At 67.8% G+C, this 15475-nt stretch carries 19 protein-coding genes and 1 pseudogene; 9 read left to right on the top strand and 11 right to left on the bottom strand.

The features are described from left to right. Positions 1–69 precede the first annotated feature (69 nt). Entirely contained in the window at positions 70–987 is a 918-nt protein-coding gene (locus EV651_RS10685; protein ID WP_133784693.1) for an MBL fold metallo-hydrolase, read from the top strand. A 28-nt stretch (positions 988–1015) separates the two neighbouring features. On the opposite strand, the gene EV651_RS41835 is transcribed toward EV651_RS10685, so the two are convergent. The 6 genes and pseudogenes from EV651_RS41835 to EV651_RS10720 form a co-directional block, all read right to left on the bottom strand. Beyond that, positions 1016–1306: a hypothetical protein gene (locus tag EV651_RS41835; RefSeq protein ID WP_202870267.1), complete on the bottom strand. Its 291-nt coding sequence runs from the start codon at positions 1304–1306 to the stop codon at positions 1016–1018. Beyond that, positions 1303–2172: an MBL fold metallo-hydrolase gene (locus EV651_RS10695; protein WP_133784695.1), complete on the bottom strand. Its 870-nt coding sequence runs from the start codon at positions 2170–2172 to the stop codon at positions 1303–1305. Before EV651_RS10695 ends, EV651_RS41835 begins: the two co-directional genes overlap by 4 nt. After that, a complete protein-coding gene (locus EV651_RS10700; protein ID WP_166658572.1) occupies positions 2169–2498 on the bottom strand; it encodes a DUF3870 domain-containing protein in 330 nt (109 codons plus the stop codon). The genes EV651_RS10695 and EV651_RS10700 overlap by 4 nt, the downstream gene beginning before the upstream one ends. Before the next feature lie 53 nt (positions 2499–2551). Further along, positions 2552–3798 (bottom strand): annotated as a pseudogene (locus tag EV651_RS10705) (MFS transporter). A gap of 4 nt (positions 3799–3802) precedes the next feature. Beyond that, positions 3803–4270, bottom strand: coding sequence for a cupin domain-containing protein (locus tag EV651_RS10715; RefSeq protein ID WP_133784705.1), 468 nt, complete (start codon positions 4268–4270; stop codon positions 3803–3805). 391 nt (positions 4271–4661) lie between these two features. Then, a complete protein-coding gene (locus EV651_RS10720) occupies positions 4662–5096 on the bottom strand; it encodes a helix-turn-helix domain-containing protein (RefSeq protein ID WP_133784707.1) in 435 nt (144 codons plus the stop codon). Positions 5097–5336: 240 nt separating this feature from the next. Here EV651_RS10720 and EV651_RS41840 point away from each other — a divergent pair, with 240 nt between their 5' ends. Further along, positions 5337–5765 (top strand): ester cyclase, encoded by a 429-nt coding sequence (locus EV651_RS41840; RefSeq protein WP_202870268.1) that lies wholly within the window; start codon positions 5337–5339, stop codon positions 5763–5765. On the opposite strand, the gene EV651_RS10730 is transcribed toward EV651_RS41840, so the two are convergent. Then, a complete protein-coding gene (locus tag EV651_RS10730; RefSeq protein WP_133784711.1) occupies positions 5762–5992 on the bottom strand; it encodes a hypothetical protein in 231 nt (76 codons plus the stop codon). The genes EV651_RS41840 and EV651_RS10730 overlap by 4 nt on opposite strands. A 1-nt stretch (position 5993) precedes the next feature. On the opposite strand from EV651_RS10730, the gene EV651_RS42930 reads away from it, so the two are divergent. The 4 genes from EV651_RS42930 (at position 5994) to EV651_RS10740 (ending at position 7649) form a co-directional block, all read left to right on the top strand. Beyond that, positions 5994–6122, top strand: coding sequence for a hypothetical protein (locus tag EV651_RS42930; protein WP_255512161.1), 129 nt, complete (start codon positions 5994–5996; stop codon positions 6120–6122). Between the two features lie 234 nt (positions 6123–6356). Continuing rightward, positions 6357–6524 carry a hypothetical protein gene (locus EV651_RS41320; RefSeq protein WP_166658564.1) on the top strand — a complete coding sequence of 56 codons (168 nt, stop codon included), beginning with the start codon at positions 6357–6359 and terminating at the stop codon, positions 6522–6524. Continuing rightward, complete coding sequence (locus tag EV651_RS10735) at positions 6524–7249, top strand: VIT family protein (protein ID WP_133784713.1); 726 nt, start codon at positions 6524–6526, stop codon at positions 7247–7249. Before EV651_RS41320 ends, EV651_RS10735 begins: the two co-directional genes overlap by 1 nt. Before the next feature lie 22 nt (positions 7250–7271). Next, on the top strand, positions 7272–7649 hold the full coding sequence (locus tag EV651_RS10740) for a nuclear transport factor 2 family protein (protein WP_133784715.1): 378 nt from the start codon (positions 7272–7274) through the stop codon (positions 7647–7649). Positions 7650–7698: 49 nt separating this feature from the next. Here the strand turns inward: EV651_RS10740 and EV651_RS10745 are convergent, their stop codons facing one another. From EV651_RS10745 to EV651_RS10755, 3 genes are all read right to left on the bottom strand, one after another. After that, entirely contained in the window at positions 7699–8484 is a 786-nt protein-coding gene (locus EV651_RS10745; RefSeq protein ID WP_133784717.1) for an SDR family NAD(P)-dependent oxidoreductase, read from the bottom strand. After that, complete coding sequence (locus EV651_RS10750) at positions 8481–9272, bottom strand: alpha/beta hydrolase (RefSeq protein ID WP_133784719.1); 792 nt, start codon at positions 9270–9272, stop codon at positions 8481–8483. Before EV651_RS10750 ends, EV651_RS10745 begins: the two co-directional genes overlap by 4 nt. An 80-nt stretch (positions 9273–9352) precedes the next feature. Next, complete coding sequence (locus EV651_RS10755) at positions 9353–12133, bottom strand: AAA family ATPase (RefSeq protein WP_133784721.1); 2781 nt, start codon at positions 12131–12133, stop codon at positions 9353–9355. Between the two features lie 158 nt (positions 12134–12291). Here EV651_RS10755 and EV651_RS10760 point away from each other — a divergent pair, with 158 nt between their 5' ends. Further along, entirely contained in the window at positions 12292–13023 is a 732-nt protein-coding gene (locus tag EV651_RS10760; protein WP_133784723.1) for an alpha/beta fold hydrolase, read from the top strand. Positions 13024–13129: 106 nt separating this feature from the next. On the opposite strand, the gene EV651_RS10765 is transcribed toward EV651_RS10760, so the two are convergent. After that, positions 13130–13555 (bottom strand): hypothetical protein, encoded by a 426-nt coding sequence (locus EV651_RS10765; protein ID WP_133784725.1) that lies wholly within the window; start codon positions 13553–13555, stop codon positions 13130–13132. A 178-nt stretch (positions 13556–13733) separates the two neighbouring features. On the opposite strand from EV651_RS10765, the gene EV651_RS10770 reads away from it, so the two are divergent. After that, positions 13734–14825, top strand: a complete 1092-nt coding sequence (locus tag EV651_RS10770; protein WP_133784727.1) for a YbdK family carboxylate-amine ligase — start codon at positions 13734–13736, stop codon at positions 14823–14825. Continuing rightward, positions 14822–15466: a HemK2/MTQ2 family protein methyltransferase gene (locus tag EV651_RS10775; RefSeq protein WP_133784729.1), complete on the top strand. Its 645-nt coding sequence runs from the start codon at positions 14822–14824 to the stop codon at positions 15464–15466. Before EV651_RS10770 ends, EV651_RS10775 begins: the two co-directional genes overlap by 4 nt. The last annotated feature ends 9 nt before the right edge of the window (positions 15467–15475 follow it).

Consider the following 15475-nt stretch of genomic DNA (forward strand, 5'->3'; position numbering starts at 1 on the left):
TTGTGCGATTCCTGGCACTAACGAAAAGTAAGTGATGCCAGCTTCATCGCACGAGTGGGAGACACCAGAATGCTGAACGTAGCGTCACGTGAGCAGGTCAGGATCGGCGACACGACGATCACGTACCTGCCTGACGGCGAGGTGCGGTTGTACCCGACCGAGGTCTTTCCGGACAGCGCACCGGACGGCTGGGCCCGGCACACCGCCTATCTGGATGAGGACGGGCGGCTCCCCGTCAGTGTGGGTTCGTTCCTCGTCCGGACGCCGTCGTACGCCGCATTGATCGACCTGGGACTCGGTGAGGTCGACTTCGAGGTACCGGATTTCGCCAGCTTCCGGGGCGGGCGTCTGTTGCGGAGCCTGGCCGAAGAAGGGCTGCGCGCCGAAGACATCGACGTCGTGCTCTTCACTCACCTCCACCACGATCATGTCGGGTGGACATCGAACGTCGCGCCGTCGCCCGGCATGGCCCTAGGTGAGGTTGGGGGACTGACGTTCGCTCGCGCGATGCACTACGTCCAGCGCGCGGAGTGGGATCACTGGTTCGGGGTGGAGGACGTAGTCGGCCCGCACCTCGAGGCAGTCCAGCGCCCGCTGACCGAAGGGATCCGGTTCGTTGACGACCCGGATTTCGACCTGCCAGGGCTGGAGGTCCTGCCAACCGCAGGACACACCCCCGGGCATGCATCGGTCATCGTCAGTGACCCGGGAGCCGAACAGAGACTGCTGATTCTCGGCGACGTCATGCACACGCAGGCCCAGGTGAGCGATCCCGACTGGAACTTCAAGTTCGACGTGGACCCGGACCGTTCCAGGTCGACCCGACGAGAGATCGTGCAACGTTTCGCCGGCGGGAACGACATCATCGCGGGCGGTCACTTCGCGGGATCGGTGTTCGGCCGGATCGGCTCGCCGGCCATGACCCACCGCTGGTCGACGTGGAACCTCGCCGGTCAACCTGCACCCGTCGACACCGCAGCTGTCTGACGGTCGCGATGTGATCCCCGGGACGCGGTCAGGCCGCTACTGCGAGGATGATCTTGCCGGTCGCATGGCCGGCCGCGCTCGCCGTCCCGATCCCGGGCTGGACCTTGCCGGTGTCCACCAGAGCTTGCCAGGCCGTGCGGCCCGCGAGGGGCAGTCCTGCCGCCTGGAGGTGGTCGAGGTCGGCCGGTTTGGCGACGAGCGGCCGAGACGCGGCGACGTACTCGGCGTACGCACCGGCCGGATGTGGGAAACGGGGAAGCGGCCGCGGGTCCTCGTCTTCCAATCGGTCGGGTACGGCCCGCATGGAGATCGGGCTCATCGGGTTGCTTCGACCGGCGTGATCGGGCCGGGCACGGTCGAACCTTCGATCCGGCCGGTGTAGCGACCGGAGTCCAGTACGCCCGGGTCGTCATGAGCTGGGAGGATGAACCGGTATTTCAGCGCCCGCTTGACGGCTCCGATCTCCTGCACGACAGAGGTCGTGAAGTTGTTGCTGAGCGCCGGGTCCGTCGGGACCAGGGCCGATGGCTGCACTCCGGCCGTGAAGGTCCCGCTGGGCTGACTGTGCAAGGCGCCTTCGACATCGTAGAAGAGGTCGCCGCACAGATACGCCTCCCCTTCGGAGGTCGGTACGACGATGCCGATCGAACCGGGGGTATGCCCGCCGGACAGGTGGCAGACGATGCCCGGCAGGACTTCCTGGGGCCCTGACTGTTCCAGGTCGAGAAATTGGATGGCGCCGGGTGTGTAGACCCTGTCCAAGAGGTGGTGCAGGTCGTCGAGGGCATAGGCGCGACCTTGGATCCCCGTGCAGGCAGCGCCGAGTTCAGTGCGGTTGACCACAACCGGCACGTGCATGGGCACCTTGTCGAGATGCCCTGCGTGATCGCGATGCAGGTGCGTCATGATCACGCAGCTCAGATCGCCAGGTGTCACCTCGTGGGCGGCGAGCTGCTCCTCGAAGGTCTGTCCCGGTCCGACGGATCCACCCGCGCCCAGGACGGCGGTGTCGCGGTAGCCGGCGTCGACGAGGACCGGACCCGGACCGCCGACGACGAGGAAACCCTGGGCGGGTACGTCGATGACGTGGCCGGGCGCGATGCCGCGCAATCGCATGGACTCGTCGATCGTGACGGAGCCGAAGTTCAGCCGATGGATCTCGTAGGTCGCCTGGTCGCCGATCACGATGCGTCCTCCTTGCGATGAGTGGCGTAGCGGCGGCAGGCGTCGACGATCGCCTGTTTGATCGGGCCTGCGCCGTGTCCCAGGTAGCACCGGTCGATCTGCTCGACGATCGGTTGGATGTCCGCGGCGAGGTCCCGGTCGAGCAGCAGTTCGGCGATCCAGTCACGGACGAGACCGGTCACCGCGGTCGAGTCGACCTGGACGACGCGGCCGGTCCTGCGATCGATCCGGAGGCTGACGGCCAGATACTCGTGCGCGGCGCGGGATGCGGACGTCGCGGGGACCTTGGCGTAGCCGACGACGATCAGGTGGTGCTCGATGTCCATCAAGCCAGACTGCCACCGCGCCGTCGCGGGGAGAACTACCGGCCTTGCGGTACTCATGTCGGCACCGAGGCAGGCATCACAGCCGATGTCGCCGGCTTCGCTCGGGCCATCGTCAGACAGCCCGCGGCGAGCACCAGGGAGCAGATCATCGCCAGGAACACGATCGTGAAGGAGCCCGTGGTCTGGACCATCCAGCCGATCAGGATCGGTCCGAGGAAGCCGGAGATCTGCGTGCCCATGTTGATGAACCCGAGCCACATGCCGACTTCGTGCGGTTGCACGATGTCCATCGGGACCGACCAGAACGGACCCAGCCCGGCGAACAGGAAGAAGCCCGACAGGGTGAGCGCGAGACCGGCGAGGTTCATTGTGGGAGCCATGACGGTCAGCGCGATGGATACGGCGGTCAGCAGGTACGTCGCCGCGATGAACCGCCGGCGTACGTGGTTGAAGTAGCGCTGGCAGACGAACGCGCCGATCACCAGTCCGGCGGTCCCGGCCAGGTACGGCGAACTCGAGAACACCCCGGCGTGCGTGAGAGTGAGTCCGCGGTACTTGATCAGGTAGGTGGGTAGCCAGCTCATCAGGCCGTACAGCACGAAACCGAAAAAGAAGAACGCAGCGAACGTCAGCCAGATGTGCGGCACGAGCCAGTTCCGCTTCTGGGCAGGACGGCTGGCGGGCGGCGCCTCCGTTCGGAGGTTCTTCTTCAGCGGTGAGTCCCGGAGCATCAGGAACACGAGGAGCACGGTCAGCGCGCCCGGAATCGCCGTCAGGTAGAAGACCCAGCGCCAGCCGAGCGAGGAGATGATGGGCAGCGCCACCACGGGAGCCAGCGCGGGCCCCAGGGTGAGCGCCGTCAGCATCAGCGCCAACGGCTTGGACCGCCCGCCGGACGGAACCAGTTGGACAGGGTTCGCCACAGTGGCGGCGGGTGGAAGCCCTCGCCAGCACCCATCAGGAACCGGACGGCGACGAGTGCGATCAGGCTGTCCGCGACCACACCGGTCAGGAAACTGAAGATCGTCCACCAGGCGATCGCGGCCGCGATGACCCGGCGTTGCCCGATCCGGTCCGACAGGTACCCCGCCGGGACCTGGACCGCAGTGTAGCTGAGGAACAGTGCTCCGGTGACGACCCCGACGACGGACGGGGACAGGCCGAGTTCGCGCGACATGAACGGCAGCGCGGCGGCGATCGCCACCCGGTCGAAGTACGACACCAGCAAGGTGAGCCAGAGGACCGCGACGATGACCCATGCGTACCGCGACCCGCGTCCCGTGGCCGTACTCGCGTCCATGGCGCTACTCCGCCTGACGTTCGGCGATGGACGGGTCGAACGAGTCGTCCTCGGGGAGGAACGTGTTGACCGGCGAACCGAGGAAGTCCGGGACCTCGCCGTCGCGGTGCAGGCTCACCGCGAACTTCTTCACCAGCGGGTCGGCGTGCAGCCCGGGGCTGTGCACCTCGATCAGCGTGCACGGAGCATCGCCCTTGTTCCACGACCAGTGCACATCCCCGGCGGGAATGCGGATGAAGTCGCCAGCCCGCAGGTGGTAGGCGGCTTCGTCCACGAACACCCACAGTTCGCCGTCCTGCAGCCAGTTCAGCTGCTCGCAGTCGTGGACGTGCGGCGCCGAGTGGTAGCCGGCCGGGCGGGTAGCGACCATCAGCGAGGCCGAGTTGCCGTAGACAACCTTCGTCGTGAACGACGTACTGCCCATGTCGGCAGTCTGTTCTTCGACCGAGTCGGCCGAGGCGTGGAGCGACACGAGAACTCTCCCTTCAAGGCGCCGGCAGGCGCCCTGGCGGCGCGACCGCGACGCCTCTCAAGGGAGATCTTGTGACCGTGGTGTGGGTGGCGGACCGAGCGGCCGGCAGCGACACACCGTCAACAGGATCTGTTGATTTCTCCGGAATATAGACGCGAGTTCGCGGCTCCGCAAGATCCTGTGCGGATACGTCGACGAGGAACGCCGGTCGAACTCCGACAGACGATCAGTGCGGAAGGCTGGACGGAAAAGCATTCGTCGTCCGGTCGTGGGCTCCTAGGGTGGGAGTGTCAGGTCGCGTTCGCGCCGTACGAGCTCGGAGTCCCGCTGTGATGACGGCAGTGCGCTTCGAGGAGCAGGCAGGAGAGCGTTCGTGATGACGCGTAGTGCCTCAGCCTTGTCCCAGATCGTGCGCGGTGCGCGCGTCCTCGACCTCGACGATGTAGCGCTCTGCCCATGCGCGGACCGCGGCGACGGGTGCGGCCAGCGTCGTGCCCAGCGCGGTCAGGCGATAGTCCACCTGCGGGGGCGTGGTGCCGTGGTCCTGACGGGCGACGAGACCGTCGCGCTCCAGGCTGCGCAGGGTCTGGGTCAGCATCTTCTCGCTGATCCCGTCGATCGCGTCCCGCAGTTGGCCGAACCGCAGCGGCCCGCGCTCGAGTGCGCCGATGATCAGCACGGTCCACTTGTCGGCGATACGGTCCAGCGCCTGACGGGACGGACACGCGGCGCTGTACACGTTCGCCAGGTGTCCATCGGTCAAGCGGGCCCGAGCAGGATGCCGGCTGCCGGGCCGCGGACGGGGACGCGTGGGCCGCTGAGTCATGCGTCCAAGCTAACGATTGGTGAGTGCAACGACAAGATTCGAGGACCGGCGCCGTGCGAACGAGCTGATAGCTCACAGGCAAGTGCGTACCCGTGCGAATACGCCGAGCTAACGATTGGTAAGTGGTCGAGGCGCGATCTACCCGCGCCGCCGGAGTCTGAGAATTTCCCGTCTGATCTGACGTTCCGACGACATCACCACTCGCCGGAGCGTTCCCCAACCAGTCGCGCGGAGGCGCAAGTGATCGCCAAGGAACTCGTGCGGGCGTTTTTGCTGCAGGTCCGCTCCGGACAACACCCGGAGTACGCCGAACGCTTTCTTGCGCAGAAGGTTCTGGCTCACCAGGTGCAGGCCGAGAACCCCGTGACGCTGGAGCGTTCGCCCCGCGATTACGCCGAACACGTCGAGGAGATGAAGGGCCTGTTCGGGGCGTTCGAGATCGAGATCGAGGACATCCTCGCCGAAGGTGATCGCGTGTACGCCCGCTGGATCCAGCGCGGTCGGCATCGCGGAGTCGTCGATGGCCGGCCACCGACCGGGGAACGGCTGACCCAGCTCACCAGCGCGGTGTATCGGGTCGCGGATGGACGCATCGCGGAGTACTGGATCCAGATCGATCGTGCCGGCCTCACCGCACAACTCGAAGGCACACTGCGGTACGGCTGCTAGGAGGTGATGATGAGTTTTCGGGCCAGGCCGGGGATGCCGCGAAGGCTGTCCATGTCGTGGTTGGACATGAACACAGTGACGTAGCCGCTGTCGGGGTAGAACACGAACTCGATCACGCCGCCGATGCTGGACCCGCCGTTGTGCCCGTACGACCAGTGCTCGCCCCCGAGCGTGACGATCGGTCCGTACCCTTCGAACGTGACCAGGTCCGAGCCCGGCGGTGGCACTGTGGGCACCTTCGGGCTCAAGGACTCCGGAGCGCCGGTGCGATTGGCGTTCACGGGGGACGGCGACCAGGTGAACGCGCAGTGGTTGGTCGCCCGTCGTACCCCCGATCGTGAACTCGCCGGCCCCTGACGCTACGTCGGCCTCGGCGTGGGTCGGGCTGTTGAACCATGGCGGGCGCCGAGCGCCCGTGGGGTACTGCCCACGCACGGTGGCCGGCCGCCGTCGACGTCGAGACGACCGGAAGCGCCGCCGTACGACGGACCCTGGCAGGACCAATGACCGGCTGAACGTGCCGTTCGACCCTGTGCCTGCCACGCCGGCCTCGAAACGATGGGAGGCACCAACGGAGTCGAGGAGCGCGAAGTGAACACGTTGAACGGGCTACCGATGCACGTCATCTCGGTCGCGACCGCCGCCGAGGCCCCGTCCGAGGCGGGTGCGGCTGTGTACGACATGTACAGGATCGGCGACTCGGGCGCGAAAGCCAGCTGGGACGGCAAAGTCAGCTCCGCGCCGTACATCGCAGGCTGATGTCGCACCCGGCGGAGGTGCCCGCACACCCCGGTGAACCGCACCGCGGGGGACTGGCCGGACGCCTGAACTGGTTGCGTGCCGGCGTGCTCGGCGCCAATGACGGCATCGTCTCGACAGCAGGCCTTGTGGTGGGTGTGGCCGGCGCGACTACGTCCACGGCGGCCATCGTGACCGCGGGCGTTGCAGGTCTGACGGCCGGCGCGGTGTCGATGGCCCTGGGGGAGTACGTCTCGGTCAGCAGCCAACGTGACACCGAGCGAGCCTTGCTGGCCAAGGAGCGAACCGAGTTGGCCGCGTCACCGGTCAGTGAGTTGGCCGAGCTGGCTTCCCTTTATGAGCGTAGGGGCCTGCGTCCGGAGACGGCGAGGCTGGTCGCGAGCGAGCTCACCGAACGCGACGCGCTGGCTGCGCACGCTGAAGCAGAGCTCGGGATCCACCCCGATGAGTTGACCAACCCCTGGCATGCCGCCGGTGCGTCCGCGCTCGCGTTCACGGTCGGTGCACTGCTGCCCTTGATCGCGATCATTCTTCCCGGACCGGGGACTCGCGTCCCTGTCACCTTCATCGTCGTCCTGCTGGCGCTGGCCGGAACCGGCGCTCTGAGCGCCCAACTGGGCGAGGCCCGCCGCTGGCCGGCCATCCTGAGGCTCGTACTGGGCGGCGCCCTCGCCATGGCAGTCACCTTCGGCGTCGGCCAACTCGTCGGCTCCACGTCCTTCTGAAGGTTGCTGCCACGATGGCGTCATGGGAGAAATCGAGGAACAGGTCTTGGCTGCTGCGCGGGACCGTGCGGATGCGCTGGCGAGCAGGGACGGCGGGCGACTGCGCCGACTTCTGCACGCGGACTTTCACTGGACCTCGCATCGGGGTGAGGAGTTCGATCGCGAGCGCTACGTTTCGTCGAACACGGGCGGGAAGTTGGCCTGGAGCGCCCAATCGCTGAGCGGCGCCGAAGTGGTAGTGGTCGGTGATGCCGCTGTACTGCGGTGTCTGGTGACAGATCGCGTCGACGCGGGGCGAGGTACGGAGTCGTTCCGGATGCCGATGACGCAGACGTGGGTGCGGGTATCCGGTCGCTGGCTGTGTCTGGCTGGGCATGCAGGACCACGTCTGGTGGATTGAACCAGCCTAAGCGGCACTCTTTGTGGTGACGGCGGCAGACCGGTACCGGTCAGAAGGTGCTGACCATGCCGCCGTCGATCAGGACGTCGCTTCCGGTGAGGTTGCTGACCGTGCCGGAGGCGAGGAGCAGCACGATCTGGGCGACCTCGTCGGGTCGGGTGAACCGTCGAGTGGGTGTGCCGGCAACGGCGGCGTCGCGGACGGCGGCAGGGTCGACGCCTTGGGCTCGGCTGAGCGTGTCGGCCACCCCGCCGGGGCCGAGCCAGAGTGCTGTCTCGACCGGTCCTGGACTGACGGTGTTCACCCTGACGCCCAAGGGTCCTACCTCCTTGGAGAGAGACTTGCTGAAGCTGCGCAGGGCCGACTTGGCTGCGCTGTAGTCGATCACTCCCGGGTCGGGCAGGGTGGCGTTGACCGAGCAGATCGTCACGATGGCCGACGGTGCTGCTTCGATCAGGTGCGGCAGCGCTGCGCGGGTCGCGCGGACGGCGGAGAACAGATTCACCTCCAGCGCCCATTGCCAGTCGGCGTCGGTGACCTCGAGGAAACCGTCTGTGCGCGGTCGCACCCCGCCGACGTTGTTGATGAGCAGGTCGACGCCGCCGAAGCGGTCGACGGCCAGGTCCACGAGTGCCTGGCAGCCCGGCATGGTGGTGAGGTCGCCGAGCACCGTGGCGACACCGGCTTCGGCCAGGGCTGTCAGTTCTTCCGAACCGTTGAGAGCCCCTGCAGCTACCTGCGCGCCTTCGGCGACCAGAGCGCGAGTCACAGCCAAGCCGATGCCCTTGCTCGCGCCCGTTACGACTGCGGTCCGGCCTGCGAGGTCGAGCTTCACAGCGACTGCTTCCGCAGCCAGGTCAGGCAGGTCTCGGCGACCTCGGGCCACCCGGAGTCGATCGTCAACGAGTGACCGCGGTCCGGAAAGGTCGTCAGGTCCGTGATGGCGTCGGAATGCCGGTACTGCTTGAGTGTCGCGAGCGTCACCGACTCGGGGACGGTGTGGTCTTTCCCGCTGGCGATCAGCAGGAGCGGTCCACGGGTCTGGTTGTCGGTGTCGACCTTGGCGGGGGAGTGCGGGTTGAAGTTTGCCGACGCCGCCTCGAACAGTGGCTTGCCGGGTGCCGGGATGGTCCAGCGCTCGAACAGTTGGTCGGACTCCTCCTGGGAGACGGCGTTGCCGAAGGCGAAGCGGAACTGGTCGGCGGTCAGCGAGACGGCTCGGTGCTTGTTCGCGGGGTTCTTGAACACCGGCAGGGTGGCGCGCAGCGCCGACAGAGGGACAGGGAGGACGCCCTTGATCTGGGCGGCGTCGATCGCGACGGCGGCCTTCGCGCGGTTCTGGCCGAGGAGCTTCTGGGCGATCATCCCGCCGAACGAGTGCCCGACAAGGATCGGCGGTTCGGGAAGCTCGTCGATGATCGCGGCGAAGTGGGCCACGACGTCGTCGATGCCGTGGTCGCCGATCGCCTCCGGGGCTCGTCGCGAGGACTCCACCGTCTCGCCGTCACCGGGCCAGTTCGGCGCCTGCGGCTCATAACCCTCGTCCCGGAACCGTGCCAGCCACGGCTCCCACGAACTTGCGTGCAGCCACAGCCCGTGAACGAACAGCACTGGTGTTCCCACAGTCGCCTCCTTGATCGGTCTCGGGTGCTCGGCGCACCAGAGCGTCTTCGGAGACTAGGACGACCGGGCTCCAGCAGGCTTCAGTCGGATGACTGAGTCTGCTTCAGCACAGTTGAGCCGCCGGCCAGGACGCCTGCGAGTTGCTGGCGGCTGGTCACGCCGAGCTTCGGGAAGATCCTGTAGAGGTGGGAGCCGATCGTCCGGTGTGAGAGGAAGAGCCGTTGGCCGATCTCCCGGTTGGACAGGCCTTGAGCGACCAGCTCGGCGATCTGGACCTCCTGGGGTGACAGTTGCGCACGGGCGTTGTCGGTCGGTCGCCAGCCGCGCTCACCGGTCGCCCGCAGCTCCTGGTCGGCCCGGAGTGCCCACGGCTTGGCACCGAGTGCGCCGAATGCCGTCCGAGCGGCCCGGAGCGGATCACGGGACTCGGTCACGCGGCGCTGGCGGCGCAGCCACGACCCGTACGCATGCTGAATCCGCGCCTGGTGCCACGGGTACCGGCGGGCGGGCCCGGCGAGCGCACGCTGGAACAGGTCCTCGGCTGTCGCGTCGTCGGCCAGCACGGCCCGCGAGTACTCGAGTGCGATCGTCGTACCGACCGCGGAGGAGCCGTGCGCCTGCTCCTCGACCGAGCCGACCAGGTCTCTAGCGGCGTCTCGACGGCCAGTCCGGATGGCGGCTTCGGCGAGGTAACTGATTGTCCAGACCTGCTGGACCCGTTGACACGCGGGGTCGGTAGGTTCGAACACGCGAAGGAGCTCGCCATACGCCTGCTCGGGTCTGTCCGCACCAAGCTCGCCGAGCCCGCGGACAAGCTGCGCCCCCGCCAGCAGCGACGAGCTCGCATTCGGAAGCTGGAGCGCGGTCTGCTCGGCCTGAGCGAGCAGCCCATGATGCGGATCCCAGTTCCCGCCGACCGCGTCGATCAGCGCCAACGCAATGCGTGCGGTCCCGGCCCACACACGCTGACCGGTCTCGTCGGACAGGCGCATGCCCTCGTCCGCCGACCGGGCCGGGTCGAAGACGCCGAGGTTGATCTCCGCCCACGCACGGATGCTGAGCGCCTCGGCGAGCAGGCTCAGCCGGCCTTCGGCGCGCAGGTCGCGGATGGCCGTCGAGAGCGACGACTCCGCCCGCACGAAGTCGCCTGCGCAGAAGGCCGCGATACCCAGCAACGCCGCCGTGTCGGCGTGTCCGCCACCATTTGCCGCGGATCGGTTCAGCTGCTCGATGACCGGTGCGCTCAACTCGAGTGACTCCGCCAGGCCGAGCACAGCCAGCACCCTAGGGTCCTCGGCAGGCAGCGGAACCTCGCGTGCGGCACGGACGATCTCTCGCCGAACCGCCTCACCGGGGTCCCGCCACCAGACCCTCCGGGCCGCCCCGAACAGTAGCTGCATCGCCAGGTCGATGTCCGCCTCGCCAGTGGCGTACCGCGCAAGGTCTACCAGGTGGCTGACAGCCGCGGGCTCGCTGGTGGCACCGTCGTGAAACGCTCCCGTCAACCAAGTGAGCCGTGAGCGGTCCCTGGGCCGCAGCGTCATCCGGGTGACCTGGTGCTTGATCTTCTCCACCTGCGCGAACCTGCCGAGTTCGTACCCCACCTCAGCGGCGCTGAGTAGACGAGCAGCCTGGTCGAGCGGATCCGGGCTCAGTGCCGCCGCCCGCTCGAGCCAGGACAGTGCGGTGGCATGCGCACCGCGCCGGCGGGCCTCGGAAGCTGCCAGCTCGAGCTCGGCCGCGACAGGCTCGTCGGGTCCAGGCACCGAGCCTGCCCGGTGCCAGACCGCGCGTTCCGGTTCGACGGAGAGGACGGTTGCCAGAGCGCCATGTCCCTGCTCACGCCGTTCGTGCGACATCGCCTGTCGCAGCGCCGAACCGATCAGCGGATGGGTGATGGTGTACGTCGCGCCCGCGATCGTCAGCAGCCCTAGTTCGACCGCGGGCTGCGCGTCCTGCCGGTCCACGACGGCGCCGGACAAGATGGCCGCGGCGGCGAGGACCTGGTCGAAGTCGTCGCCGTCGTCGAGGGCCGCTACATCGACGATCGCGCGGGCGGCCGGCTCGAGTTCATCGGCCCGCGCCGCGAATGCCCGCTCCAGGCGTGCGGTCATCGGAAGCGCATCGTCCAGCTCGCTCCAGCCGTACGTACTGGTGCTCAATGCTTTGGCGAACTCGACAAGTGCGAGCGGGTTGCCGCCCGCCTGTGCGATCACGCGATCATGCAAGCCAGGGCTGAGGTCAGGGGCACGAGACCGCAGCAGTGCGTGCGCAGCCTCGTCCGGAAGCCCCCGCAGCTCGATCCAGGTGACGGCCTGGTCGTCGCCGAGGAGCTGCGGGTCAGGTCGCCGCGACGTGGACAACAGCACCACCCGCTCGGTCGCGATGCGGCGGGCAACGAACGCCAGCGCGGCGACGGAGGGCTGGTCCATCCAGTGCAGGTCGTCGAGGCACACGAGAAGTGGTGCCTCACTGGCCGACTCGGCCAGGAGTTCCAGGACCGCAAGTGAGGTGAAGAAACGGTTGGCGTCGGTGTTCTCGACCATACCGAAGCAAGCGAGCAACGATTGACGTTGCTGAGCTGGTAGCAGGTTGACGTGCGCAAGGACCGGCCGAAGCAGTTGGTGCAGGCCGGCGTAGGGCAGATGCGACTCGGACTCGCTGCCGCTCGCACTCAGGACCGCGAATCCTGCGGCCGCCGCATGCTCCATGACGCGGGCCAGCAGCGCACTCTTACCCACCCCAGGCTCGCCGTTGAGCCCGACCGCGAACCCTCCGTTCTCAACGTCGTCCAGACTGTCAAGCAGTCGACGGAGTACGTCGTCACGGCCGAACAGCGGTACCTCGTCGGCCGCAGTCATGGTCCGAGCATGAGCCACCGGTTGGGGTTCCGTCCACCTCGACCGAGCCGGCGGTCAGTCGCGCGTTGCGTCATCGTGCTGAAGCGCTCGGCGACGGGCGCCGGAACAGTTTCGTACCGAACGGTGACCGAGCCCCGACGACCTCCAAGGAGACCTCGATGACAAGCAGAACGACCATTGCCTTCGTCCACGGCGCCTTTGCCGACTCCAGCGGCTGGTCGGAGACGATCTCCGCACTGGACGCCGCCGGCGTACCGGTCATCGCCATCCCGAACCAGCTCCGGGGCCTGGCCGCGGACGCCGACTACGTCCGCAGCGTCGTCGCGACCATCGACGGACCTGTGATCCTGGTCGGCCACTCGTACGGCGGTGCAGTCATCGGCGAGGCTGCCCGCGGTGCCGACAACGTCGCGGCATTCGTCTTCGTCGCTGCCTATATTCTCGACGAGGGCGAGAGCATCGCCACCGTCCTCGACCCGGCTCAGTTCCCGGGCGGCCGGCTGGGCGCCGACACCCTGATCGAGCGACCGTTCAGCAACCCGGGCCTCCCGGGTGGAGTCGACACCGACCTCTACATCGCGGTGCCACACTTCGCCGAGGTGTTCGCTGCCGACCTTCCCGACGACCGCAGCCGGCTGATGGCGTTCATGCAGCGGCCTCTCTCCGTGAGCGCACTCACCGGCGTCGCCGGTGCACGACCGGTCTGGCACGACAAGCCATGCTGGGCCCTGGTCGCCGAGCAGGACAACGCGATACCACCGGCCGGTCAGCACTGGATGGCGAACCGAGCCGGCGCCGTCCTCGGTACCATCGCCTCCTCACATGCCGTCATGGTTTCGCAACCCGCCGCAGTCACCAAAACGATCATCGAGGCCATCGAGTCCATCTGAGAGACAGCGAGTTCCCCACCATCCGTGACGTCGGCACCAGAACCGGTGATGTGCCTGACGTTCAACCCCTACCAGACGGCTAGACCAGTTCATTCAAGTCGGTGCATTACCGACCCTCACTCCCGTGCGTCTGCCCAGGACGGCGTGCAGACCGGCGTAGCAGTCGAACGACGGCCAGGCTGATGTAGGCCAAGGCGAGCGACACCCCGAGTCCGAGCCACACGCCGGTCGCGGCGGAATATGCGGCCACCATGAGCCATCCGACGAGCTGCACCAGGAAGACCTTTGACATCTCGCGGTTGACTACCGCAGACGAGGGTCGATCGGACTCATCAGCGGCATACCAGCCCATCCGGCGGAGGCGGATGAGCACGGCGACACGGGTCATCAGTCCGAGCGTGGGCACTGCCCAGATGGCCGCTGCCGGCCAGATCCGCATGGCCAGAAGCCAGCTGACGAGGCCTGCGAACGCTGCAGCCAACGCTGAGTGCACCGCTAGTTGTACGCCGTACTTGTGCCAGCCAGTCGTCACTGGTGCCCCTCGCCAGCCACCGGACCGATGGCTTCTGCAGACAGACTCTCTGCAGATGAGGTACCCGACCACCGATGGTGGGTGCTGATCTGGTCCGGACGCGGTGGTGGAGTTTGGGTTCTGTTCGGGAGTGCGGTGGGCACCGGTGGGGGCGGTGGGCGGGAACCCGGAGGCGGACATGAAGGACACCGTGGCGAGGGCCGAGTATCTGCGGTCGGTGTTTGCCGGCACGGCCGCCGGGACGGTCGGGCTGGAGGAGGAACTGCTGCTGGTGGATCGCCGGAGCTGGCTGCCCGCGTCGGCGTCCGAGGTGCTGGCTCTCGTGGACGACGTGCGGATCAAGCAGGAATTACCTGCCTGCCAGGTGGAGATCGCGACCTCGGTGCACAAGGATCCGGACGTCGCTGTCGCGGAGCTGCGCAGTTGCCGGTCGCTGTTGGCGGCCGGCTGCGGCTCGGGCTTGGCTGTGGTCGCTGCGCCGGTTCACCCACTGGTCGACGGTCCCGTCGAGTTGTCGGCAACGGCGCGAGCCGTCGACCTCGAGGACCGGTACCGCGAGGTGCTCCATCGGCAGCTGGTCTCGTCGCTGCAGGTCCACCTGGCCTTCGGCGACGCCGACTGCACGTTGGCGGTCTATCACGCGTTGCGGGATCTCCTGCCGGAGTTGGCCGCGCTTGCAGGCGCCGCGCCATTCGTCGGCGGACGCGACAGCGGCTTGTGCTCAGTGCGTCCGGTGATCGCCGCCCAACTCCCGCGCCAGGGCGTGCCGCCGATCATTGCCTCGTGGGAACAGTTCGCCGACGACCTGTGCTGGGCGGTTCGCGGGCGCGCCGTCGACGACCCGTCGGAGTGGTGGTGGGAGCTCCGGCCGCATGTCCGCTTCGGCACGCTCGAGCTCCGCGTCCTCGACGTACAGGCGACGACGGATCGGACGCGCGCGATCGTGCGGTTCGTCCACGCACTCGCGACCAGGCTGACCGAGCTGCATCACCTCGGTGAACTTCCGGCGCCGGCACCCTCCTGGCGGATCGCGGAGAACCGCTGGGCGGCGCTCCGGGACGGAGTCCGGGGCGAGCTTCTCGACCTCCGTACCGGCGTCGCCCGCCCCACCCGCCGATGCCTGCACGAACTCATCGATGCCGCCGAGGCGCATGCGCCGGGTGGGCTGGCCGACGTACGAGCGCTGGTCGAGAACCCTCCGGTGGATCACCTTCGAAAGCTCGGTCCTCACCGGGTCATGCCGTGGCTCGCGGAGGTGTTCACCGCATGAGACTGCTGACGTTGCCCGGGGTCTTCGCGCCGATCTCCGACTCGTGGATGCTCGCCGAGGCGATCCGGGAGGAGCCACTGGATGCGCAGTCGCGGGTGCTCGACGTCTGCACGGGCAGTGGCTTGCTGGCGCTGACGGCGGCGGACTGCGGCGCGGCCGCGACTGCCACCGATGTATCACGGCGTGCGCTGCTCACGGTCCGGCTCAACGCGTTCCGGGCCGGCCTGCACGTGCGGACGCTTCGTGGCAGGACGTTCGAGCCGGTAGCGGGGGAGCGGTTCGATCTGATCGTCAGCAACCCGCCGTACGTGCCGTCGTCCCGTCGCGGAGTGCCGGCCTTCGGCGCCTGCCGGGCATGGGAGGCGGGGTACGACGGTCGCATCGTGCTCGACGCGCTCTGCGATGGGGCGGTCGCTCATCTTCGTCCCGGCGGAGCGCTACTCGTGGTGCATTCGTCGCTGATCGGGATCGACCGGACGATCGAGCGGTTGCGGCGTACCGGCCTCGTGGACGTCGAAGTCACGGCCAGCGTCCACGGTCCGCTGGGACCGCTGATGCGCGCACAGCAAGCTGCCGGGACGATCCCCGCGGACATCGACGAAGAGGACGTGGCAATCATCCGCGCGTGCTCGCCGGCGTGATGCGCCCGT

It is taken from the genome of Kribbella sp. VKM Ac-2571 (genome assembly GCF_004362255.1).
In the GTDB taxonomy this organism is placed as follows: domain Bacteria; phylum Actinomycetota; class Actinomycetes; order Propionibacteriales; family Kribbellaceae; genus Kribbella; species Kribbella pratensis.

Excerpts from the sequence above, each read along its gene's own strand:
- EV651_RS10685 (WP_133784693.1), top strand. The coding sequence starts at position 70 with ATGCTGAACGTAGCGTCACGTGAGCAGGTCAGGATCGGCGACACGACG.
- EV651_RS41835 (WP_202870267.1), bottom strand. The coding sequence starts at position 1,306 with ATGAGCCCGATCTCCATGCGGGCCGTACCCGACCGATTGGAAGACGAG.
- EV651_RS10700 (WP_166658572.1), bottom strand. The coding sequence starts at position 2,498 with ATGGACATCGAGCACCACCTGATCGTCGTCGGCTACGCCAAGGTCCCC.
- EV651_RS10720 (WP_133784707.1), bottom strand. The coding sequence starts at position 5,096 with ATGACTCAGCGGCCCACGCGTCCCCGTCCGCGGCCCGGCAGCCGGCAT.
- EV651_RS10735 (WP_133784713.1), top strand. The coding sequence starts at position 6,524 with ATGTCGCACCCGGCGGAGGTGCCCGCACACCCCGGTGAACCGCACCGC.
- EV651_RS10740 (WP_133784715.1), top strand. The coding sequence starts at position 7,272 with ATGGGAGAAATCGAGGAACAGGTCTTGGCTGCTGCGCGGGACCGTGCG.
- EV651_RS10755 (WP_133784721.1), bottom strand. The coding sequence starts at position 12,133 with ATGACTGCGGCCGACGAGGTACCGCTGTTCGGCCGTGACGACGTACTC.
- EV651_RS10760 (WP_133784723.1), top strand. The coding sequence starts at position 12,292 with ATGACAAGCAGAACGACCATTGCCTTCGTCCACGGCGCCTTTGCCGAC.
- EV651_RS10770 (WP_133784727.1), top strand. The coding sequence starts at position 13,734 with ATGAAGGACACCGTGGCGAGGGCCGAGTATCTGCGGTCGGTGTTTGCC.
- EV651_RS10775 (WP_133784729.1), top strand. The coding sequence starts at position 14,822 with ATGAGACTGCTGACGTTGCCCGGGGTCTTCGCGCCGATCTCCGACTCG.